Here is a 21,433-nt window from a genome sequence, read left to right as displayed (position 1 = left end):
AGTAGGTGCGGTTCTAATGCAGTATCAAGAAACTGTATACGCAAAGAAAAAGGGACTCACAACTTAGTGATACTTAAGTATTTTTCATGTAACTTCCATTCCGTAGGATGCCACATTCAGAAACGGCTATCAAAGTGAAAAGAGCCTTTGACAGCCATTTCTGAATGTGGACATATAAATACACGGAAGTTACGGCCAAAAAAATGTAGGGAGGTTTGAATGAGTAAGCCCAATTCATTTATCAATCAGACGTTTAGATAAAAATCAGGGTTGAAAACTTTGTATAATATTTTTACACAATATTAAGGACTTGACTGATCCTTGCTTGGTTAGCGGCGGAAATTCATGTTTTAGCGGCGTTCTTCCTTTGGTTAGCGGCGCAACTCACACTTTTAGCGGCGAATTCTAACATAAGCTGGACAATTTGACAAAACTAAAGTCAGAGTTGAAGAACATTGTATAGAATTTTACACAATATTAAGGACTTGACTTCGAAGAGTCAAAGTGACGGAGAATCCACGAAGCGACGGATAAAAGAGTCAAAGTGACGGATAGACACCTCAAAGCGACGGATAGAAGAACCAAAATGCCGGATAGACTCCTCGAAATGCCGAATAGAATTGCCAGAAACATCAAAATGCTGAAAAAGACCATCAAATTAACCGATAAAACCTCATAAAAGATGTAACAATCGCCAAAACTTTTTAGGAAGCTTCAGTATGGCTATAATGGTTATAGTATATGTATTTGGATGAAGGAGGGCGCGCAATGAAAAAATCGTTATCACAGCCTTTTTTCTTTCAAGCAGGACCTAGAGCAGTTTTGTTATTGCATGGGTTTACGGGAAGCTCTGCGGATGTGCGAATGCTTGGGAGATTTTTAGAGAAAAAAGGGTATACTACATTAGCACCTCATTATAAAGGTCACGGTGTGGAACCGGAGGAACTTATTACAACAGGTCCTGCTGATTGGTGGCAGGATGTCGTAGCCGCGTACAAACAGCTGCAGGATGCGGGCTATGAGGAGATTGCTGTTGCTGGCTTGTCATTGGGTGGTGTGATGGCATTAAATGTTGCGCTTAATAACCCAGTGAAAGGTATAGTGACAATGTGTGCTCCAATGACGATGCGTACAACAGATGTTATGTTTCAAGGTGTACTGAAATATGCGAGGGACTATAAAAAGTTCCAAGGTAAAGATGAGGAGCAAATCGAAGCTGAGGTTGCGTTAATTGCTGAAAAGGGCATGCCATCTTTACAAGAATTGCGCGAGTTTATTGCCCGGACACGTCAAGAAATTGACATGATATATGCACCAATTTTTGTCGTACAGGCGACAAATGATGAGGTAATTGAGACAGAATCTGCCAACATTATATATAATCAAACTGAGTCACTTGAAAAACAGATCAAGTGGTATGAAAACTCAAAACATGTTATTACGTTAGATCAAGAAAAAGATCAGTTACATGAAGATATTTATCGCTTTTTAGAAAGCTTAAATTGGGCACAATAAAAATATAATTAGGATTTTCTCATGAAGGAGGGAAATTATGAAAGACCAGAACAATTCACTACAAAGTCGTTTACTCGATTTTTTCGGTGAAGAAGAATATAAACCATTAACCGTTGGCGAAATCGAGGACGTATTTGGCTTTGAAGATGCTGACGAATTTAAAGAATTAGTGAAAACGTTAGTGCGTATGGAGGGGCAAGGTTTAGTTGTGCGTTCTCGCTCCAATCGTTATGGCTTGCCAGAGCGCATGAATTTACTTCGAGGTAAATTTATCGGACACGCGAAAGGCTTTGGCTTTGTGACACCTGATATTGAGGGGATGGATGATGTTTTCATTCCACCGCATGAAATAAATGGTGCGATTAACGGCGATATCGTTTTAATACGTGTTTTAAAGGAATCATTCGGTGATCGTCGTGAAGGTACGGTGACAAAGGTAGTAGAGCGTGGACAAACGAGCTTTGTTGGGACATTCCAAGCAAATCGAGGCTTTGGCTTTGTTGTTTTAGATGACAAAAAACTACCGATGGACATTTTCATTGCTAAGGGTGATACATTAGGAGCTGTTGACGGACACAAGGTTGTCGTTGAGGTAGCTACTTGGCCAGAAGATTTAAAATCGGCAACAGGCTATATTACAAAAATATTAGGGCACAAAAATGACCCAGGTGTGGATATTCTCTCTATTTTATATAAGCACGACATTCCACCAGAATTCCCTGAAGAAGTGGTTGCTGCCGCGCAACGAGTGCCGGATGAAATTACAGAGGCAGATTTAGAGGGCCGCCGTGATTTACGCCATGAAACGATTGTGACAATCGATGGAGCTGATGCGAAGGACTTGGATGATGCTGTAACCGTAACGAAAAATGTAGACGGTACTTATAAACTTGGCGTACATATTGCAGATGTTAGTTATTATGTAACACAAGGCTCTGTAATAGATGTTGAAGCTTATGATCGTGCGACGAGTGTTTATTTAACAGACCGTGTTATTCCAATGATTCCGCATCGATTATCGAATGGTATTTGTTCATTAAATCCACAGGTTGATCGTCTAGTACTGTCTTGTGAAATGATTATTGATGCAAATGGTAATGTGGTTTCACATGAAATTTTCCAAAGTGTCATTAAAACAACTGAGCGTATGACATATAGAGACGTTTACAAAATTTTAGAGGAGCAGGACGCAGAGCTAATTGCCCGCTATGAGCCACTAGTACCAATGTTTAAACATATGGCTGAGCTGTCTAATATTTTACGTACTAAACGAGAAATGCGTGGTGCAATTGACTTTGACTTTAAAGAGTCTAAAGTGATCGTGGACGAAGATGGATGGCCAGTAGATATTGAATTACGTGAACGTACAGTAGCTGAGAAATTAATTGAAGATTTCATGCTAGCTGCCAATGAAACAGTAGCAGAGCACTTCCACTGGATGAATGTACCGTTCCTTTACCGTATTCACGAGGATCCAAAGCCAGAAAAGCTGCAACGCTTCTTTGAATTTGTCACGAACTTCGGTATTTTAATCAAAGGTACAGGGAACACAGTACATCCAAAGGCGCTACAGGATGTATTAAAGGCCATTGAAGGTATGCCAGAGGAGCCTGTTATTTCAACAATGCTTCTACGCTCCATGCAGCAGGCAAAATATTATCCTGAAAGCTTAGGCCACTTTGGTTTATCAACTGATTTCTATACACACTTTACGTCACCGATTCGACGTTATCCAGACTTAATCGTCCATCGTTTAATTCGAACGTATTTAATTAATAAAGATACATCAAATGAGACAGTCGCACAGTGGAGTATGGCGATGGATGAAATTGCTGACCATACGTCAGAGCGTGAACGCCGTGCTGTCGATGCAGAACGCGATACTGATGCACTGAAAAAAGCACAATATATGTCCGATAAAATTGGCGAGGAATTCGAAGGGATCGTCTCATCCATTACAAACTTTGGGATTTTCGTGGAGCTACCAAACACGATTGAAGGACTTGTCCATATTAGCAATATGACAGATGACTACTACCGCTTTGATGATCGTCAAATGATGATGATCGGTGAACGTACAAATCGCCAATTCCGTATTGGTGATGAAGTTACAGTACGTGTAGCAAATGTTATTATTGAGGAGTCATCGATTGACTTTGAAATCGTCGGAATGGTAACGTCTTATGGACGAACTCGAAAAGCTGCACCTACTGTTATTCACGCACGCAAAAATTATAGCGACAACAAAGATGGTCGTAATGGCCGCAAAGGTGGTCGCAACGGGGAAGAGCGAAGCGGACGTGGCAGTCGCAGTGGTCGCAACGAAGAAGAACGAGGCGGACGTGGCAGTCGCAGTGGTCGCAACGAAGAAGAACGAGGCGGACGTGGCAGTCGCAATGGTCGTAACGAAGAAGAACGAGGCGGACGTGGCAGTCGCAATGGTCGTAACGAAGAAGGGCAAGGCGGACAAGGAGAGCGACGTGAAAACGACCGTGATCCACGAGGACGCCGCAAGGATGGCTCAAGCCCAGGCCCTAAAAAAGGCGTGAAGCAAAAGCAAAGGTTCTACGAGGGCGTCGCCAAGAAAAACAAAAAGAAAAAATCAAAACGTAAATAAAGTAAAAGTATAGGTGAAGGCATCGATTTTCGCTTTAAAGCAATTTGAAGCGGGTGCTTTCACTTTATCAAAAAAGCAGGTTAACCCTGCTCAACCTTTAAGTAGAGGGTGAATAATATGGCAAAAGGTACTGGTAAAGTATTAGCACAAAACAAAAAAGCCGGGCACGACTACTTCATTGAAGAAACAATCGAAGCGGGCATGGTGCTAACAGGCACAGAAATTAAATCCATCCGTGCGGGAAGGGTTCAACTAAAAGAATCTTATGTACAAATCCGTAGCGGTGAAGCTTGGATCAACAATATGCATGTCAGCTCATTCGAACAAGGCAACCGCTTTAACCATGACCCACTGCGCGCCCGCAAGCTACTGCTTCATAAAAAGCAAATCGGCGAGCTAGTTGGTGCCGTAAAACGTGACGGTTACACAATCGTCCCATTAAAAATGTACATTAAAGACGGTTATGCCAAACTCTTAATCGGCGTCGGCAAAGGGAAAAAGGATTACGACAAACGTAACGACATGCGCAAAAAAGAAGCGAAACGCGACATGGAACGTGCCTTCAAAGCGAAAAATCAAGATTAATAGATTGTTTGAAAGCTCACTATTGGATGGTGAGCTTTTTGTTTTTTTAGCGAGAGAACGGATAAAATATATCGTGCAAGACCGTTCTAATTGATGTTGGTTAAAAAATATAATGGAGAATGCATATAGAGAGCAAGTCTTGCGATTTAAGGAGGAGACACAATTCTTACGATTAGAAGAAAAGTATTGTTTGTGGAAATGGAGCATATTTATTTCGCAGAAAAGTGTAATGATCTACAAGAAAGAAAAAAGCTAGTTTGCTATACTCAAACAAAGCTCCCTGAGCAAAAACTTGAGGGACATACAACACTACAAATTATTTTACAGCAAGACGAAGATGTCCTGTTAGCGGATTTATCAAAAATGAATCGCTATATGCTTAGACGTGCAAGAAAAGAGCCCTACGAAGTAATTGTTAAAGAAAACCCAACTGATATAGAGCTGAAAGAATTCCAACAATTTTACAATGCATTCGCAAAAATGAAACAAACAAATCGAGTTCGTAAATTCCATATGCAAACAATGAAACTACTTCGCGAGCAAGGAGCACTAATATACACAAAGCTTCAAAATGATAAAGGTGAAGCACTTTGCTATCGAATATACATTGTTGATGGAGATATGGTACTAAATTTATACACAGGTACTGCTGCATGGATCCAGGATAGACCTGATTTAAAGCAGCAAATCCGCTTCGCTAATCGTTATTTACTATGGGAAAATATTATGATGTTCCGAAGCAGAGGCTACGCTCGCTATGATTTCGGTGCATTAACGAACAAAGAAGAAATTAAAGAATTTAAGCTTGGCTTTGGTGGACAAGAGGTAGATGTTTACTTTGGTTATCTTACAGATTCCATAGTTGGGAAGCTATTATTAAAATTACGAGAGTTGAAATTTAAGGTAATGCAATAAGAAATAAGTTTCGAGGGAGCTAATTCTTTCCATCATAGCAGGACACTTGAACTATAGATAGATTTGCTTTATAATAAGTATTAATGAATGCCAGATTACATGGAAGCGTACTTTTAGCTCCCACCGTACTAGAAGAAATTCTAGCTCCTTTGCTTGAACGAGGCCATGTGCTTCGCTTCATATTCAAGGGGACGTTACGGATTCGACAGGGATGGTTCAAGCTTTGGTCGCGCGTCGGAGGTCTCGGCTCCGTCATCAACGGAAGTTATATAATAACTGGCAAACAACAAAACTTAGCTTTCGCAGCGTAAGCTCTTAAGCGCTCTGCCTCTCTATCGCCCATGTAGAGAACGTGGGGCCCAACTTTAGTGGGATACGGTCGATGGTGCCACCTGAGTCACCGACAAGAGATTTCCAGGTTAGCGTACAGGACGCCTGTTTGTCGGCATAATGCTACGTGAATCGTAAATAGGCAAACTACACGCGTAGAAGCTGAAGTATTGGAGTTTCTGGACGCGGGTTCGACTCCCGCCGTCTCCATATTTAACAATCGTTATTTGTAGCGTTATATCAACGTTCAAATGGCGTACATAGCGTCTGACACTGTACAACCGTACAGTCAAGCGGACAACAATCGACCTTCTAATCTTAACGGATTAGGAGGTTTTTTTGCGTGGTTAAACGTACGAGAAAGCACGGAGCATTTGCTATCGAAGAATCATTCGATATTGATTTTAAGCGCGTAGAGGATAGGCGCGATTCATTATCGGTACAACAAGCTCTAAAGACGGTCTTTCGTCAAATGGAAATCAGTGGTAACAGACCGCGAACAATCGAAAGCTATGCGTTTGCATGGAACGAATTTATCAAGGTGACAAGCGTTCGATATGTCGAGGATATTGATGCGGATATGATTTACGATTACTTGAACGAAATCGACGTATCAAATGCAACGAAGCTAGTTCGTTTGAAATCGTTGAAGGCGATACTTAATCGTTTCTTCGATAACCGTTGGATTGAGATTCGTTTTTGGTCGAAGATCCAAATTAAAGTTGATAAGACAGTTAAAGGTGCATCAAAAGAGAGCGACGTTGAAGTATTACTATCACTTATTGACCGCAGCACTTACGTTGGTTTCCGTGATTCAGTTGCGATTTTACTAATGTATAAAGCGGGGTTACGTATTACAACGGTAGGAGAATTGCGTGAACGTCATATCGACTTTACAACTAATACGATTGATATGGACGGTACTGTCCTTAAAAATCGAGATACGTTAAAGCTACCGATAGACGATCAGTTGGCAGAAATGTTGAAAGTATTAATCGAGAAAAACAAGCAGATTCGCCGTAAATACAATACGCGTAATACTTACGTTTTCTTATCTGCTAATGGACAAGGCATTAATAATAGCCAGTCGTCCAGTAACGCTATTTCGAAGTCATTAACAAAGTATGCAAGAGAGTTCGGCTTAAAGAACGTTAATGCTCACGCGTTAAGACGAGCATTTGCGACTAACTTATTAAATCAAGGCGCTAATGTCGCTTTAATATCGAAAGCACTCGGACACAAAAGTTTGGAGACAACAACCGTCTATCTCGATTTAGAGAAGGAATTTGTCGCAGAGTCTTTGCGTGATTATTTATAAACAGAAAAAAGCCGCTAGTGTTGACGCACTAACGACTTCTAACTTAATATCTACGCTAAAAATTGCCTGGCAGCAATAGCGTTTCTTAGGGTTCATTATATCGAAATTTTTTCGATGGTGCAACTTCTATTAAGTGCATCCTTTTTTAGCAGTAGCGACGAGGTTGCCCATAATTCGTCGTTAAAATAACCTGGAAAGGTTGCCGAACCGTTGCAAAAAATCGGATATATCCCTGTCAAAGCGGTTTCTTGTTTCCGTTGGGATGAATCGGGGAGTACGCCCAATTTAACGGTACGGTGGTTTACTGGCTAACTACGGTTAGGATAAGCGCAGCCAAGCGGACAAGCAGTTAGCAAAAGCTAACCAATCAAGGACGGTCCGCACACGTAGGACAGTAATTACGTGAGGCATCGCAGAACGAAAGTTCTCTACGAAACAAGACGACGAGCAACCTCAATAAATCTCCATGACGTTGAATAATCGCGTAGTTACTTTATGTCTATTACTTTTTTTGAGTTTTAGATATAAGGTAACAACTTTCTCCGATTTCCTAATTTCATCAGCCATTCTGTTGAATAATCTGGTTCGGTTGTCAACCTTGACTCCGGTTATTCTTTAGGATAAATTTTAATTATATGTAACAAATTGCTTGTTAAATTTGTTGGGAGGTTGCTATTTTGGGAAGTTATCATGGTAATGAATACATAAACGAGATACAGGGGATAGATGTTATCGAGCATTGTCCGCACTGTAAAAAATCTGTTGCTCCAAAGGTTATATATGTAAAGTATGGTTGGGATGAAGATTATAATGCACAAGGTGCCGAAATAGTATTAGAATGCCCTAGGGATCAATGTAAAAAAATTTATTTAGCGGATATTGTTTATCAAGAATATGGAGAGGGAAATTTTAACCAAAAAATCTTAATGGATTATGTTATACATCCGGCTAAATATGAAATATTTGAAGATAATGAAATAGAGAAGTTCTCACCTATGTTTATTGAAATTTATAATCAAACATTAAAGGCTGACAAAATGAATTTATCAGAAATAATAGGGGTAGGCTATAGGCGAGCGACGGAATTTTTAGTTAAAGATTACATAAAAAAATTAATTAGGGATGGGGAAATAGATGAAATAACTGAAGAAAGTGTTGAAAAATCGTATAGAACCAACAACTTGATTCAGAAGTATGTTCGAGATGCCAGAATTAAAGAAGTAGCTAAGAAATTCTTTGATTTAAGTAATGATTATGCTCATTATGAAAAAATCTACACTCATAGAGATATAAGCGATTTGAAAATATTAATTCAATTATTAATTTATGAAATTAAGATGAATACAGTTTACCATGAATTCGAAACACTATGAGATATTAGATACCAAAAAAAGCGCCTAGTTATGATGCTAGAGCGCTTTTTCTTCGTCTATTTCTACAAAATCGATTATCTCCGTTATATCCTCAATCCCTAACGTCTCAGCGATTCTCTCGATATGTCCGAAATTGATACTCTTTCTCTTACCGTTATTCAATTCGCTTAGTGCTGCGTGTCTTATATCGCACTTCTCCGCTAACTTTCTCAATGAGCCTACCTTGTATTCTTTAATTAAATAATCAATCTTAATAACCACTCGCTTAGCCATTTAAAATTCCTCCTAAAATATACTTGACGTTACGCAATAGCGTACCATATAATAATAACAGAAGTGGTACTTATGAGCGTACCGGAAATAAAAAATTATCGGGAGGTTTTACAGATGAATCAAAAAATTGAACAAGTAGCATTAGACGAAAATACAGAGGTAGCGATAGTCACAACGCATTTAGCAGAGGATATTCAGCTTGTTACAAGTGAGTATGATCGTGAAGCCACGCTATTTATCGACGATGAGGATTATAGTTTAGATTACGAGGATGCTGCAGACATTTTGAAATGTGCTAGCGGTGATATAAGACGAAAGATGCTGAGAGGTTACTTACGATTACTAACAGCTAAAATTGCTTAATACGTAATTCCACCACTTGATGCGTACAGCAACGCATTACTCGCCACGAAGGTTGGATAATGGTGATATTCAACGCTGAGTGAAGGCAATCTGAGCGCTCTAGACGGATTCTATTGCGCTACATACATCAGAGCAGTTGGCGATGCTCACAGAATAATAACAGTATTGCAAACGGTATTTAGCGGTTTTACCAAGTTACACATACAGGCGACTTTAAAAAGATTTAAATAGCGGGATGGTTGGCGACATTCCGTTAACATAGAGAGAATAACGAACTTGCTTCTTATGTATGACGGTCCTCACGTTGCAGCATGAAGACCGTTATTTTTGTTAAGTATGCTGTATACATATTCATGATAAAATGGAAAATAAATAAAATGAAGTGTACAGGAGGAATAGTATTGAGTATTAAATTTCAATGTAGGGTTGAATTACCTTATTCAATTCGATTAAATGATGCAAAAGATTATGAAAAAGATTTTTATTTTCCCGAATTTGAGAAATTTCATCTCAGATTACTCTTTAACGATATTAATTACCAAAGTATTTACAATGACAAATATGAGAATGATGTTTGTAGATTTATTCAAATAGAAGTAATATCAAAAAACTATAATTATAAAGACTACAAAGTAAATAAGATAACAAAAATAATTGATGAAGAAAAAATTGGATGTGAGGAAAGTGTAACGGGTGTACCTGATGATGTTGCTAGAAAGATAATGAGTGAAATTTCAATCAGGCTAAATAGCATACTTCGTTTTATTAGAGAAAACACCAAAATGTTTTGGTTAGAGGATATTCCAATTAATCGAATAAACAAAATGGTTGGGATTTTTTCATCTTACTATTTTTACGCACCCACATATGAATTGGGTAGAAATATGAGACACAATTTTACATTTTTAGACACATATATAGATCATGCTGAAAGTGAAAAAATTGATGATAATTCTTTTGAGAATTTCAGTGTAGAAGAAAATAAATACACTACTAGTTTTCAATTCTTAGATAAAGCACAATCGGCATTATACGATTCTAAGTTTAAAGATGTAATAATTTTTGCTTCAATTGCTCAGGAATCTTTTATTACTAAGTTTATTGAGGATATTTCAAATGAGGGAGATGTGGTTTTTGATAGATTAAATAATATTAGAGGTGGATTAATGGATTTAAAGTATAACGTAATACTAAAATACTTGAAAAATTACAGTTTACAAGAGAATAATCTTGAATATTGGAATTCTATTTACTCTGTTTATCAACTAAGAAATAAAATCATGCATTACGGGGAATTAAAATTAAAAGATGAATCGAAACTTAGTTTTGAGAAACTTGATAAAGACTTAAGCAATATTAGAAAAGCTTTTGATAAAATATTAGAATTATAGAGAGAAACATTAACTTCTTGCATAATTAGCATAGTCATGGACTTACTTAGTAAGAAGACAAAAGATTACGAGTCTTTGCTTACGCAAATCCTCTACGTCGGCTAAAGCCTCCGTCTCATCGCATTAATGATGATATCTAGCGATTGTAATATTATCACTGTAATAGATAGACGCGGACTTATTTTGCGTTCTTTGCAAAATTGGGACGCAAGTGTTTAAGGAAGTTGTAACAACTTCTCGGACACCTTCGGTATTAGCGGACAATATCGGCGTATCAATACATATTTAGCGTAAATCTTTTCGTGTGCGGTCGGTAAGATAAGATAGATAAGCAGCTCGCGTAAGTAGCGTGAGTCTTACGGAGAGTAAGCGTGAATGCGGTTTTTTAGTGGGACATAAAAGGATGGTAATTCCGGATATTCGGGACATAAAGGGATGGTATTTTGGGGAGGCGGAAGAAATTATGAAAATTCAAAAAGGGCAAGTTATAGAGGAGCTAGCGTACGAAGCTAAACCTGGTGCAGGAGCAGTAGAATTTATGAGCGAACTAATCGAGCAATATCTGGACGAGTACATCGACGAAGAATTGTTGATTCGTGACATTGAAGAAGATAAGCCAGAACTCTTTGCAGAAAAGCGAGTAAGACGTTGTTGTGCTTGTGGCCACTATTTCCGTGATAAGTCGCAGAATAATTCAGCGGTAATATGTTCCGATAGTTGTCGCAGTAAAAAGAACGTGTACCTTCGTAATATTAAGCGACGCGAGCAGAAACAAGCGGAAGGTACTTCTCATTTATCGCGTGATAAGTATTTTAACGACGAGCATGGTTTTTGGATCGATGAACAAGCGATGATACAGTCTGATCAACGACATATCGTAAATACGAGCGATTTTGAAAAGACAGTCGCTAGATCGCAGAGAAGGCAGCAAATCGGCGGTAAAAAGCGAGTTACTTCGCAAAATATTGATGATATTCAACCGACTACTACACGCCGTTCTCGCGAGTTTTGGGGTACAACTTGGGCTACGGCATATGATGACGAGAAGTAATTTTATACTGCGGTCATACCGTCTAATAATGGAATAGCGATTTTTAGATGGTCGCAAAGATTAGTTAGGTTGAGTTTTTAGGTGGTTAATAGCTATACATTATAGGTAAATAGAACGATTTTATAGAAAGGTTGCACACAACTACTGTGTTTTGCGCCTTACCTTATAGAAGGTACTGAAAATTTTCAGCAACCGAACTTGTGCTTGGTTAGCTACCTATATAAACGCCGAGAGAGCCTTTTAATTTATTTTTATATATTTTATTGCTTTTTTCAGTGTTTCATGGCTATACCTTATGAGGAAGTAAAAATGGAGTTATTATAGAATGTGTCTAAAATGTGAACGTAAATGTTACGTGTTTGTAAAGATTGAAATTCAGAGGTGCTATTTTAGGCGTTTAGTTGGCTATATAGGTGGGGAAGGCATTCACCTATATCGTGTATTTTAACCGTTTAGTTATCTATATATTATGAAGGGAAGTTTTTAGCCATATTTTTATGTACAACGTATCTAGCCTAAGAGTATGGAGAAAAATTGAACTTTGCCGATTGTCAGTGTTAACTTTTTAGCTAGTTGTTGGCTATACATTATGGAGAGTATTAAAACTTTCGTAAAATAACTTGTAAAATACCGTTTTAGACACCTATACAAGGGAAGGCGTATTTTACACGATAGGTCATTATATAGATTGAGGAAGTAAATAACTAAAATTCAAGCGGTCCATTCGGGCGGCTTTTTTTAATTGGCTTAATAAGTAGTTATTTTATTACTAACAAGGAGGTAATCGGAATGGCATTAACGGCAAATCAGATTAAGTATTATCGTGAAGCATTCGGCATCACACAAGGACAACTCGCTAAACGTATCGGAATCACGCCGGTTATGCTCGGCTTTATCGAACGTGGCGAGCGTACTCTATCGCAATCAGTAGCAGTACGGGCCGGAATAGCTTTACTTGAAGTGAGTCGCCAAGTCACGACAGCAACAGCAGAAATCCAATCGCTTGCCGACGCATTACAAAAATAATAGATGAAAAGGATGATGACTATGACAACAGCAATTACAGGAAAAGAATTCGTACAGCTACACCCGAATACACGACAACAGGCCTTAGCTCAAAAGCTAGATTACGTGGTAGTTGACGGAAAGCCTTACGCTACAGAAACTGGCGAATATTTAGGAGATAAGTATGTTCACGATTTAGTGCCTCGCCGTACAGAGGGTCAATGTAAAGTAATCAAATCTAAACGTATCTTGGAAGAGCATGAGGTAGAAAACGGAGGCTTCGTATTCACCTTCTTTAAACAGTCGCGCATGATAAGCGAACGATTCCCAACACTCAACAATTCCGATATTGCACGTCTAATGTACATCGGTACTTACATCGCATGGAATACAGGGCGCCTGCAGTACGATAATGGTCGAGTGATTGACCGTGAAGGCTTTGAAAAGTTGATAGGGCTAAGTACGAAACGCTCACGCGAACTATTCAAACGCTACGTAGAGGCGGAAATTTTAACGGAAATCGATGACTGTATCTTTATGAATCCAACGGTGTTTTATCGAGGAAATGTAAAGACAATCAGCCACGCAGTATCAGATATGCAACACACGCGCTTATTCAAGAAAACGATACGCGACTTATATGAGAAAACAAAAGGCAAAACGGTTGGACAGCTCGCGCTAGTCTACTCGGTTATGCCTTTTTTAAATTTCGAAACAAATGCAATCTGCTTCAATCCAGACGAAACGGACAAGGATCGCCTACGCCCGATGGGATTAGAGAAACTAGCGGTTCTATTGGGATATGCAAACACAGGTAAGTTAAAAACCGCATTGAACCGTGTTCAGATAGATGGACAAGTGGTATTTAACTTCTATGAAAATCCAAGGGACCGACGCGAGAAACGTATTACAGTCAATCCTCGAACAATCTTCGCAGGAACTGGCGAGCAATTAGCTGCAATCATGGTGCAGTTCAATTAAACAAAGGAAAAGGAGAAAGAACATGACACTAACCATTAAACAAACAGTAACAGAAACAGGTCCGGCAACAGTGGAGGTCGTTATTGAATTACCTGACGAAAGTATATTCCGTGAGGTTTATCATAACGGAAACCTTGTATTCCCTGCATTTGTGTCGTTGCGTAAGGTCTTGCAACACTACAAAAAAACAGAAATCGCAGTGATTACAACGAGTGGGCCACTGGCTAGGGAGTACAACTACGAACATCAAAATCCTAATGCTCGCTTATTAATGGAGTTAAACAAGATAATCGCGCGAAACGGTCTGACTGTTAGCGTTGAATATATGCAATAAAAATTAAGATATGAAAAGGACGATGACTATGACAAAGAAAACAATGAAGGTTTGCACAAAATGCGGTACTAAAACCAAACATTTTTACAGCATGAAACGACCACACTGCATTGAATGCGAACGGAAGGACGCTCGATACCGCATGGCATCGCTTGAAAATAGAGCACGCGGTGCTTTCCGACACGCAAACAGAAAAGCTGAGCAATTCGGAGTCACGAACGATTTAACTTACGACGATGTTATGTATTTGTTTAAGTTAGCTGGCGGACGATGCGCATATACAGGTAGATTTAGCAACGATTTATCTCTTGAGCATGTCATACCGATGTCAGCAGGCGGTGCGAACACGATAAGCAACATTATTGTTGTCGATATCAGTGTGAATCGAATGAAAAATGATCGCAGTTTCCTCGAATTTATCGAGACAAAATATAATCCTTACGATGTTGCACCACTCGTCAAACTACTGGCGGCTCGAGGTAATCGTGATTATGCGGGGCTATATGACGAGTTATATGAGTTCCAACGAGACGAGTGCAATGCGTGGTATAGACGTCTTATGGACAAGCAGAAGCAGGCTGCAGTATGACAAAAATAAATAGAGAATTTGAGGCGTGGAGATTGAATGACGATTTCTACGCCTTATATGTTGGTGCGGGATACCCTATCGCAATCAAGCGTATCAAAGCCAGGAAGGATTACACGGTCATGGCAACGTACCACACTCGCGAAGGTAAATTACACGCAATACAATTCAAAATTCCAGTCAGACTGCGGAGGGGCTTGAAATCCGTACTAAAACGGCTCGAGGAAGATTCCTACTTATAAACTATCAACCAACTTATTTTAACGCGTTAGAAATAAAGAATCAGCGGAAATCGTTACCCACGACCGCCGAAACTGGAAGGGCGGTGATTGTTCCATGAACACACCGTAGTATCTCAAATTAAAACTTAGGAGGAAAAGGAAAATGACAAATGAAACGACAGTTCAGCCAGAACAAGAGGTAATCGAGGAACAAGCAATCGAACAACCGACAGAGCAAACGGAAATTGACGAGTTACGAGCGCAAGTAGCTGAGTTTGAAGCGCTAAAAGCGCAAATAGCAGAGCAAGAGGCGACTCAAAAAGCCGAGATATTCGCGCAGAAGGTCGAACAATCGGGCGTTAAAGACTTCGATAAATTACAACCGTTCTTGGACGCTACAAAGCTAGAAGGCGATGCACTTGACGAACTACTCGGCATCTTGCAAGGCATGAAGCCAAAGCGGACACCAATAGGCACAGCGACAGTCGGCGGTAGTGGAAATAAAACGGATCATCAGATCGTACTCGATCAAGCGAAAGCTAAAGCCAAACGAACTGGCTCAGCCGAAGATATCGCCACATTCAGCGGATTAAAACAAAAAATTAAACAATTTGGGGGACGACAATAATGACAAACGCAATCAACACAACAAACTTAGTAGGTAAGAAAGAATCTGTAGTAGACGAGGTACTTTTACTCAATCCAAATCAAACGCCTTTAATTAATTTACTTGGTTTCAGCAATCCAGTAACAAATACGATCCATCAATGGTATGAAGATAAAATGTTTGATACAAAAACGAAGGTAACAGCCGCAGCAACTGCAGCAGCAACGGAATTAACAGTAGCAAGCGTGGAGCCGTTCGTAATTCATTCAATTGCACAGATTGACGAGGAGTTAGTCCTTGTTACTGCGATTGATAAGGCGGCTAAAAAGCTGACAGTTGAGCGAGGTTATGCGGATACTACTGCGGCTGCAATCGTTAAAGATGCTGAAATCGAGTTCCAATACGATATGACACCGGAGGGAGCAGACGCACCGAAATCACGATACAAGGCGCGTACTCCACAAAATAACGTAACGCAAATCTTTATGGAATCAGTAGAAGTAACAGGTTCAGCGCAAGAGGTTGGGCAGTACGGGGTAGATGACCTTTATAACTACGAAAAAGCGAAGAAACAGTTAGAGGTAGCATTACAGCTTGAAAAATCACTAATAAACGGGATCAAGCTAGACAACGGCATTGTGCGACATATGGCTGGCTTACGTCAGTTAATTAAGACGAATGTTATGGACGCAGCAGGCGCATCGGTGACGGTTAAAATGCTAGGAGACTTGGTGCAAGCAGTATTTGAAAAAGGCGGTCTAGCGAGTGGCGGTCAATATGCGTTTATTGTTTCGACTAATCAAAAACGTGCAATCAGCGACCTTCAAAGTGATAAAATCCGAATCGTTCAAGCTGAAACGAGCCGAGGTCAAGTAGTGGATCATATCGTTACGGAGTTCGGTCAGTTCCCAGTAATCATGAATGATAACGTAAAACCGACGGAATTATTCTTCATCGATATTAACCGTACGAAAATTAAGCCGTTAGGTAGCCGTGGGTTCCATCACCAGGATACTGCAATCACGGGCGATAATCGTCGTGGCTTTATTGTAGGCGAGTACACGTTAGAGTTTAAACAAGAATCAGCGCATGGACGTATTAAGAATTTAGCTTAATAAATACATTTGAGGCTTACGATTAATTTCGTTTGCCTCTTTTTCTTTTAAAAACGCAAAGGGGGATACGGAATTGAAAAAATTAACGGCTCAACAACGATTATTCTTACGTGCAGGCAGCGTAATTAACGACTATGAACGCAATAACTTTAAGGTTAGCGCAGATGTTGCCACTCGAGCAGAGGAATTAAAACCGCAATTATTGTACATGGTCCGATACGACAAGAGTTTTAGATATGAGGCTGGCCTGTTCTTGAACGGTTTAGTATTAGCGACTAAGCAGGCAAAAGGACAAAACTTATTAGCAGAGTTTAAGGCTGCATGTGAACGGATTAATGCAGCGCTAGAGGCGAGGTGCTAAAGTATGGAATTTCATATCGACTTATCTCAAATGACACAAGCTTTAAAGAAATCGCCAGATGCGGTCGGTAAGGCGTTGCTAACTGGACTCACAGACGTTAAAAACGATTGGAAAGCAGAATCAGTCGATATCGCTCCAATCGCTAAGAAACTAGGCGGTACGCTACGACGCAGTATTGACGCAGAAGTATTTACGGACGGTGAAGGTGCTAGCGTTGAAATAACAGCCAATGCAACACGCGGAACGAGGAAATTTAATTACGCATATTACATTCATGAAGGTAATGGCAACGTACTATCTGGCGAGAAAAAGTTCCTCGACAAGCCGGCAATGGAAAGTAAGGAAAAGTGGCGTCGATGGCTTGAGGATGAAATTCAATCAGAGCTTAGAAAGGCGGGATGGTAATTTATGAATTTAACCGCCGTATTTAAGGTCCGCGACCAAGGAACGGCCATGCTACGAAAATTAACGCAGTCGATGGATAGTATGAATCGATCAAGTCGTATAACTAGCGAAGGAATATCGAAAACACAAAAATCCGTTAGTCAGCTAGGAAGTACTGCCACATCTACATCATCTCACTTAGACGGCTTAAAAAGTAAGTTAGCAGGACTAGGTGCAGCAGTTGGTGTTGGTTCACTTGCTAAGTCGGTAGTTGGAATCGGAGCTGAATTTGAAGCATCAATGTCTAAGGTTGCGGCAGTATCCGGTGCTACAGGAAGCGATTTAGCCTTGTTAGAATCGAAAGCTCGCGAAATGGGAGCGAATACAAATAAAAGCGCGTCAGAGGCTGCCGATGCGTTGGGCTATATGGCTTTAGCCGGCTGGGATACGCAACAAATGCTAGGCGGTATAGAGCCTATCTTGAAGTTATCGACGGCTGGTAATATGGATTTGGCCAGAACTTCGGATTTAGTTACAGATTCAATGGCGGCTATGGGTATTAAGGTACAAGACTTGCCTGGATACCTCGATATGGTAGCGCAAGCCTCTCGTAGATCGAATACTGAAATCGAGTCACTAATGGATGCGTTCCTAGTATCCGGTGGTCAGTTTGCTTCACTGAATGTTCCGTTAGCAGAATCTACTTCATTACTCGGTATCTTAGCCAACCGCGGTTATAAAGGCGCGGAAGCAGGCACGGCAATGAACGCAATTCTCACTAACCTGACTACAAAAGGTGGAGAATCCGGAAAGGCTATGAAGCAGCTCGGTATATCTATGTGGGATGCAAAAGGTAATTTCGTTGGTCTTGAGGCTGGTCTACTAAAGGTTAAAGATAAACTTGCGGGATTAACACAAGAGCAGCGTAACCAAGCGATATCTATGATAGCCGGGAAGGAACATTTAAAAACTTTCCAAGCATTATTGTCGGGACTCGGTGCAGAATACGGATCGCTGAAAAACGACATCAGTAATTCCAGCGGAGTTCTCGAGAAATTATACAAAATAATGACTGACAACCTCAAAGGCGACTGGGACACATTAAAGTCCGGGTTATCAGAGGCCGCGATAGCTATATTTCAACAACTTGTTCCGGCTTTACGTGCTGGATTGAAAGGTTTGTCCGGATTGGCGAGTTATATACCTAGCATTACCGATGCGTTTTTTAGTTTCGCAAAATCGCTATCATTCTTAAAGCCGTTATTAGTTCCGCTAGGTACATTCTTAGGCGTATTATTAACGCTAGTTGCCGGATCCGCAGCCTTATCCGCACTAGGCGCAGCTTTCTCGCTGTTAGTAAGCCCTATCGGATTAGTCGCTGCAGCAATTACAGCGGTCGTTTTAGCCTTCGCAACAGCTTACAAAAAATCGGAAACATTCCGAAATGCAATAAACGGAATTGGCAGCGCCTTTAAAGCCGTATCGGAAATACTTAAAAACGGTCTTAAAGGATACGGAACAGCAAGAAATCTGCTTGAGTCAGCCGGATTTAGTGAAGATCAAATACAGTCAGTTATAGGCTTCTCATACAAGCTAAAGGACGCATTCGATAAAGTAAAGAGCGTATTCAGCGGTCTAGGAACATTAGCGACTGGTGGAAGCTCACTTAATCTATTAACTGCGCTAGGTTTCTCACCTGAAATGGCTACGAAAGTAGACGGCCAGATTAACGGAATCGTATCGAAAATATCCGAGTTTATAACTAACGTTAAAACTAAATTCGGTGAAGTAAAAGCGTATATTGCCGAAAAGATAACAGAACTTAGTCCGACGTTCGACCGTTTGAAAGAAATTTTCTCCACAGTATGGTCGACAATAGTCAGTGTTCTAACAAACGCATGGACAATCATCGAGCCGTTTCTTAGCGGTTTTTGGAACATGCTGCAAGTTCTGGGCGATATTGCTATGGTTGTATTTAATAACGTCATTATGCCGGCTATTTCGTTCTTAGTGCAATTGTTCTCGACTTTATGGTCTATAGCGCAGCCTATACTAACTGGGTTGGGGCTGTTATTTGAATTAATGTCAACTATAGTTAAGCGCTTATGGGATAAGGTCCTAGTGCCATTCATCGACTTCATCACAACCGCTGCAAAAAATGCGTTCGACAACTTCGCGGGTGCGTTAGAGATTGTACAAGGTTGGTTCGAAACGTTGAGCGGATGGGTGAGTACGGCATACGGGCATGTAAAAGACTTCATCGGCTTTATCGGTAAAGCTAAATTACCGGATTGGGTAACTAACGGCATAAGTACAGGCGTAAACTTTGTCAGCAATTTAATCGGTGGCGGGGACAAAGGCGGCAAGAAATCGCACTACAGCGGATTAGACGAAGTTCCATACGACGGTTACTCAGCTAGGCTCCACAAAGGCGAACGCGTTTTAACTGCGCGTGAAAATCGGGAATATTCAGAAGGCAAAGGCGGCAATGGCGGTGGAATTACTATCGCAAAATTAGCGGACCACATTATCATTCGCGAAGATGCTGACATCGAAGATATCGCATACAAATTAGCGAGGATGATAGAGAGAGAGGCGACACAAGTTGGCTATAAATACTATTGAGTTTTGGTTGAAAGATCGACATAACTTCTAAACAAACGGCAGGCATCGGCTTTTATAGCGGTGCTTGCTGTCTTTTTTGTGCCTAATCGCGTAAGAACTCCGATACTAAATGATAGTAATCGGACATAACGCAAAATCGACGCAATATATAGAAGAAACTCGGAATTTACATTGCCGAATATGTCCGATTTTAACGCATTTTCGACGCTAGTATATCGGGCAGATGACGGATTTGCATACGCCCTTAAAACACTTTGATTCCAGATAACGCAAAACTGACGCATTATATAGAAGGAACTCATACGATACAGCAATGATAATCTACGGTATAGCAGCATTTTCGACTAGGCATAATCCGCCATTAACTTAACCTTCCGAAATTGACGACATTATATAGTAGGAAGTCAAAAAGGCAACTATAGTAGGCTTTAGTTCTGACGCATAATTGACGGGCAAAGGCTCCGGATGGACGCACACCTGAAACACTTTACATAACCTTACAAAATACGAAGATTTCTACGGTACATATAATAGAAGAAAGCCGTAATGACAACGTTTCATGTAAAGTAAGATAAAGTAATGTAAACGCTGATTACAGGGGGGCAGGCAGTCCGGTTGGACGGGGCGGTATGAAACTCGAGGGGTTTCGGATTGACGCAACTATGACGCAAGAGTATCGACACTATCTCGTTATCATAACTTAACAGTATTGACAACGTTTTGCCGATACGATAGTATAGCCTTATAAACGTTATCAAAACTTATTATCAAAAGTTAGGGGCGATATAATGGCTAAATACGGATATGCTCGGGTGTCGACGGTAGCGCAAGATTTAGAGTCGCAAATACAGTCGCTAGAATCGGAAGGTTGTACGAAAATCTATAAAGAGAAGTTCACTGGTACTAAGACGGATAGACCGATATTCAATGAAGTCATGGAATCGTTAACAGAAGGTGATACGTTAGTAGTAACAAAACTAGACCGGCTAGCCCGTAACACTAAAGAGGGTATCGAGGTTATAGAGGCGTTATTCGAGCGTGGTGTGCGCGTGCATGTACTCAACGTTGGACTATTAGAGAATACAACAATGGGACGTTTCTTTCTTACTACGTTATTAGCTGTAGCTGAAATGGAACGCAATTTAATCATTGAACGAACTCAAGAAGGAAAAGCAATCGCAAAACAGCGCGATGATTTCCGCGAAGGTAGACCGAAGAAATTTGATAAGAAACACTTAGACAATGCTATGCAGCTATTGGAATCGAATAGTTATAAAGAAGTCGAAGCAAAGACAGGGATTTCAGTCGCAACTTTAGCAAGAGAAAGAAGAAAACGAAAAGAACAAACGATCAAAAACGATTAGTTTCGTTAATGATCGTTCTTTTTTTTGCGTTGAAAGTACGTGACCTCCCCCAAGCCCCCGATTCTGACTGGCGCCATCTGCTGTTCTGACCTTGCGCGCAGTTTCAAAACGTTTAGGTA

The 21,433-nt window shown here is 40.3% G+C and carries 20 protein-coding genes and 1 other RNA gene; 20 read left to right on the top strand and 1 reads right to left on the bottom strand.

Going from position 1 to position 21,433, the window contains the following annotated elements:
• Window positions 1-768 precede the first annotated feature (768 nt).
• From ACIPKN_RS18935 to ACIPKN_RS18905, 7 genes are all read left to right on the top strand, one after another.
• Entirely contained in the window at window positions 769-1,515 is a 747-nt protein-coding gene (locus ACIPKN_RS18935) for an alpha/beta hydrolase (RefSeq protein WP_400938954.1), read from the top strand.
• 37 nt (window positions 1,516-1,552) lie between these two features.
• Window positions 1,553-4,132, top strand: a complete 2,580-nt coding sequence (rnr, locus tag ACIPKN_RS18930; protein WP_400938952.1) for a ribonuclease R — start codon at window positions 1,553-1,555, stop codon at window positions 4,130-4,132.
• Between the two features lie 117 nt (window positions 4,133-4,249).
• Window positions 4,250-4,717, top strand: a complete 468-nt coding sequence (gene smpB, locus ACIPKN_RS18925; RefSeq protein ID WP_049669013.1) for an SsrA-binding protein SmpB — start codon at window positions 4,250-4,252, stop codon at window positions 4,715-4,717.
• 186 nt (window positions 4,718-4,903) lie between these two features.
• Window positions 4,904-5,632 carry a hypothetical protein gene (locus ACIPKN_RS18920; protein ID WP_400938950.1) on the top strand — a complete coding sequence of 243 codons (729 nt, stop codon included), beginning with the start codon at window positions 4,904-4,906 and terminating at the stop codon, window positions 5,630-5,632.
• 187 nt (window positions 5,633-5,819) lie between these two features.
• Window positions 5,820-6,175, top strand: a transfer-messenger RNA (tmRNA) gene (gene ssrA, locus ACIPKN_RS18915).
• A 130-nt stretch (window positions 6,176-6,305) separates the two neighbouring features.
• Window positions 6,306-7,280 (top strand): tyrosine-type recombinase/integrase, encoded by a 975-nt coding sequence (locus tag ACIPKN_RS18910; protein ID WP_400938948.1) that lies wholly within the window; start codon window positions 6,306-6,308, stop codon window positions 7,278-7,280.
• Window positions 7,281-7,957: 677 nt separating this feature from the next.
• Window positions 7,958-8,653 carry a hypothetical protein gene (locus ACIPKN_RS18905; protein WP_400938947.1) on the top strand — a complete coding sequence of 232 codons (696 nt, stop codon included), beginning with the start codon at window positions 7,958-7,960 and terminating at the stop codon, window positions 8,651-8,653.
• A gap of 36 nt (window positions 8,654-8,689) precedes the next feature.
• Here the strand turns inward: ACIPKN_RS18905 and ACIPKN_RS18900 are convergent, their stop codons facing one another.
• A complete protein-coding gene (locus tag ACIPKN_RS18900; protein ID WP_400938944.1) occupies window positions 8,690-8,926 on the bottom strand; it encodes a helix-turn-helix domain-containing protein in 237 nt (78 codons plus the stop codon).
• Window positions 8,927-9,040: 114 nt separating this feature from the next.
• Here ACIPKN_RS18900 and ACIPKN_RS18895 point away from each other — a divergent pair, with 114 nt between their 5' ends.
• From ACIPKN_RS18895 to ACIPKN_RS18835, 13 genes are all read left to right on the top strand, one after another.
• Window positions 9,041-9,289, top strand: a complete 249-nt coding sequence (locus ACIPKN_RS18895; protein WP_400938941.1) for a hypothetical protein — start codon at window positions 9,041-9,043, stop codon at window positions 9,287-9,289.
• Window positions 9,290-9,690: 401 nt separating this feature from the next.
• Complete coding sequence (locus ACIPKN_RS18890) at window positions 9,691-10,680, top strand: hypothetical protein (protein WP_400938938.1); 990 nt, start codon at window positions 9,691-9,693, stop codon at window positions 10,678-10,680.
• 403 nt (window positions 10,681-11,083) lie between these two features.
• The gene (locus ACIPKN_RS18885; RefSeq protein WP_400938936.1) at window positions 11,084-11,731 is read left to right on the top strand and encodes a hypothetical protein; all 648 of its coding nucleotides are present in this window, start codon (window positions 11,084-11,086) and stop codon (window positions 11,729-11,731) included.
• Between the two features lie 789 nt (window positions 11,732-12,520).
• Window positions 12,521-12,757: a helix-turn-helix transcriptional regulator gene (locus ACIPKN_RS18880; RefSeq protein WP_400938934.1), complete on the top strand. Its 237-nt coding sequence runs from the start codon at window positions 12,521-12,523 to the stop codon at window positions 12,755-12,757.
• 21 nt (window positions 12,758-12,778) lie between these two features.
• Window positions 12,779-13,717: a hypothetical protein gene (locus tag ACIPKN_RS18875; RefSeq protein WP_400938932.1), complete on the top strand. Its 939-nt coding sequence runs from the start codon at window positions 12,779-12,781 to the stop codon at window positions 13,715-13,717.
• A 22-nt stretch (window positions 13,718-13,739) separates the two neighbouring features.
• Window positions 13,740-14,051 carry a hypothetical protein gene (locus ACIPKN_RS18870; RefSeq protein WP_400938930.1) on the top strand — a complete coding sequence of 104 codons (312 nt, stop codon included), beginning with the start codon at window positions 13,740-13,742 and terminating at the stop codon, window positions 14,049-14,051.
• 28 nt (window positions 14,052-14,079) lie between these two features.
• Window positions 14,080-14,640: an HNH endonuclease gene (locus ACIPKN_RS18865; RefSeq protein ID WP_400938928.1), complete on the top strand. Its 561-nt coding sequence runs from the start codon at window positions 14,080-14,082 to the stop codon at window positions 14,638-14,640.
• 381 nt (window positions 14,641-15,021) lie between these two features.
• Window positions 15,022-15,486, top strand: a complete 465-nt coding sequence (locus tag ACIPKN_RS18860) for a hypothetical protein (RefSeq protein WP_400938926.1) — start codon at window positions 15,022-15,024, stop codon at window positions 15,484-15,486.
• Window positions 15,486-16,580, top strand: a complete 1,095-nt coding sequence (locus tag ACIPKN_RS18855; protein WP_400938923.1) for an SU10 major capsid protein — start codon at window positions 15,486-15,488, stop codon at window positions 16,578-16,580. Before ACIPKN_RS18860 ends, ACIPKN_RS18855 begins: the two co-directional genes overlap by 1 nt.
• 73 nt (window positions 16,581-16,653) lie before the next feature.
• Window positions 16,654-16,941 carry a vWA domain-containing protein gene (locus ACIPKN_RS18850; RefSeq protein ID WP_400938921.1) on the top strand — a complete coding sequence of 96 codons (288 nt, stop codon included), beginning with the start codon at window positions 16,654-16,656 and terminating at the stop codon, window positions 16,939-16,941.
• A gap of 3 nt (window positions 16,942-16,944) precedes the next feature.
• Window positions 16,945-17,346, top strand: a complete 402-nt coding sequence (locus ACIPKN_RS18845; protein WP_400938918.1) for a hypothetical protein — start codon at window positions 16,945-16,947, stop codon at window positions 17,344-17,346.
• Between the two features lie 3 nt (window positions 17,347-17,349).
• A complete protein-coding gene (locus ACIPKN_RS18840) occupies window positions 17,350-19,950 on the top strand; it encodes a phage tail tape measure protein (RefSeq protein WP_400938916.1) in 2,601 nt (866 codons plus the stop codon).
• Between the two features lie 788 nt (window positions 19,951-20,738).
• On the top strand, window positions 20,739-21,314 hold the full coding sequence (locus ACIPKN_RS18835) for a recombinase family protein (protein ID WP_400938913.1): 576 nt from the start codon (window positions 20,739-20,741) through the stop codon (window positions 21,312-21,314).
• The last annotated feature ends 119 nt before the right edge of the window (window positions 21,315-21,433 follow it).

The organism is Lysinibacillus sp. NPDC086135 (genome assembly GCF_044746345.1).
Lineage (GTDB): Bacteria > Bacillota > Bacilli > Bacillales_A > Planococcaceae > Lysinibacillus.
The sequence above is the reverse complement of the archived record's forward strand: the minus strand, read 5'-3'. Positions and strand labels throughout refer to the sequence as shown.

Excerpts from the sequence above, each read along its gene's own strand:
- ACIPKN_RS18835 (WP_400938913.1), top strand. The coding sequence starts at position 20,739 with ATGGCTAAATACGGATATGCTCGGGTGTCGACGGTAGCGCAAGATTTA.
- ACIPKN_RS18870 (WP_400938930.1), top strand. The coding sequence starts at position 13,740 with ATGACACTAACCATTAAACAAACAGTAACAGAAACAGGTCCGGCAACA.
- ACIPKN_RS18900 (WP_400938944.1), bottom strand. The coding sequence starts at position 8,926 with ATGGCTAAGCGAGTGGTTATTAAGATTGATTATTTAATTAAAGAATAC.
- ACIPKN_RS18935 (WP_400938954.1), top strand. The coding sequence starts at position 769 with ATGAAAAAATCGTTATCACAGCCTTTTTTCTTTCAAGCAGGACCTAGA.
- ACIPKN_RS18845 (WP_400938918.1), top strand. The coding sequence starts at position 16,945 with ATGGAATTTCATATCGACTTATCTCAAATGACACAAGCTTTAAAGAAA.
- smpB (WP_049669013.1), top strand. The coding sequence starts at position 4,250 with ATGGCAAAAGGTACTGGTAAAGTATTAGCACAAAACAAAAAAGCCGGG.
- ACIPKN_RS18880 (WP_400938934.1), top strand. The coding sequence starts at position 12,521 with ATGGCATTAACGGCAAATCAGATTAAGTATTATCGTGAAGCATTCGGC.
- ACIPKN_RS18840 (WP_400938916.1), top strand. The coding sequence starts at position 17,350 with ATGAATTTAACCGCCGTATTTAAGGTCCGCGACCAAGGAACGGCCATG.
- ACIPKN_RS18865 (WP_400938928.1), top strand. The coding sequence starts at position 14,080 with ATGACAAAGAAAACAATGAAGGTTTGCACAAAATGCGGTACTAAAACC.
- ACIPKN_RS18855 (WP_400938923.1), top strand. The coding sequence starts at position 15,486 with ATGACAAACGCAATCAACACAACAAACTTAGTAGGTAAGAAAGAATCT.
- rnr (WP_400938952.1), top strand. The coding sequence starts at position 1,553 with ATGAAAGACCAGAACAATTCACTACAAAGTCGTTTACTCGATTTTTTC.
- ACIPKN_RS18860 (WP_400938926.1), top strand. The coding sequence starts at position 15,022 with ATGACAAATGAAACGACAGTTCAGCCAGAACAAGAGGTAATCGAGGAA.
- ACIPKN_RS18885 (WP_400938936.1), top strand. The coding sequence starts at position 11,084 with ATGGTAATTCCGGATATTCGGGACATAAAGGGATGGTATTTTGGGGAG.
- ACIPKN_RS18875 (WP_400938932.1), top strand. The coding sequence starts at position 12,779 with ATGACAACAGCAATTACAGGAAAAGAATTCGTACAGCTACACCCGAAT.
- ACIPKN_RS18895 (WP_400938941.1), top strand. The coding sequence starts at position 9,041 with ATGAATCAAAAAATTGAACAAGTAGCATTAGACGAAAATACAGAGGTA.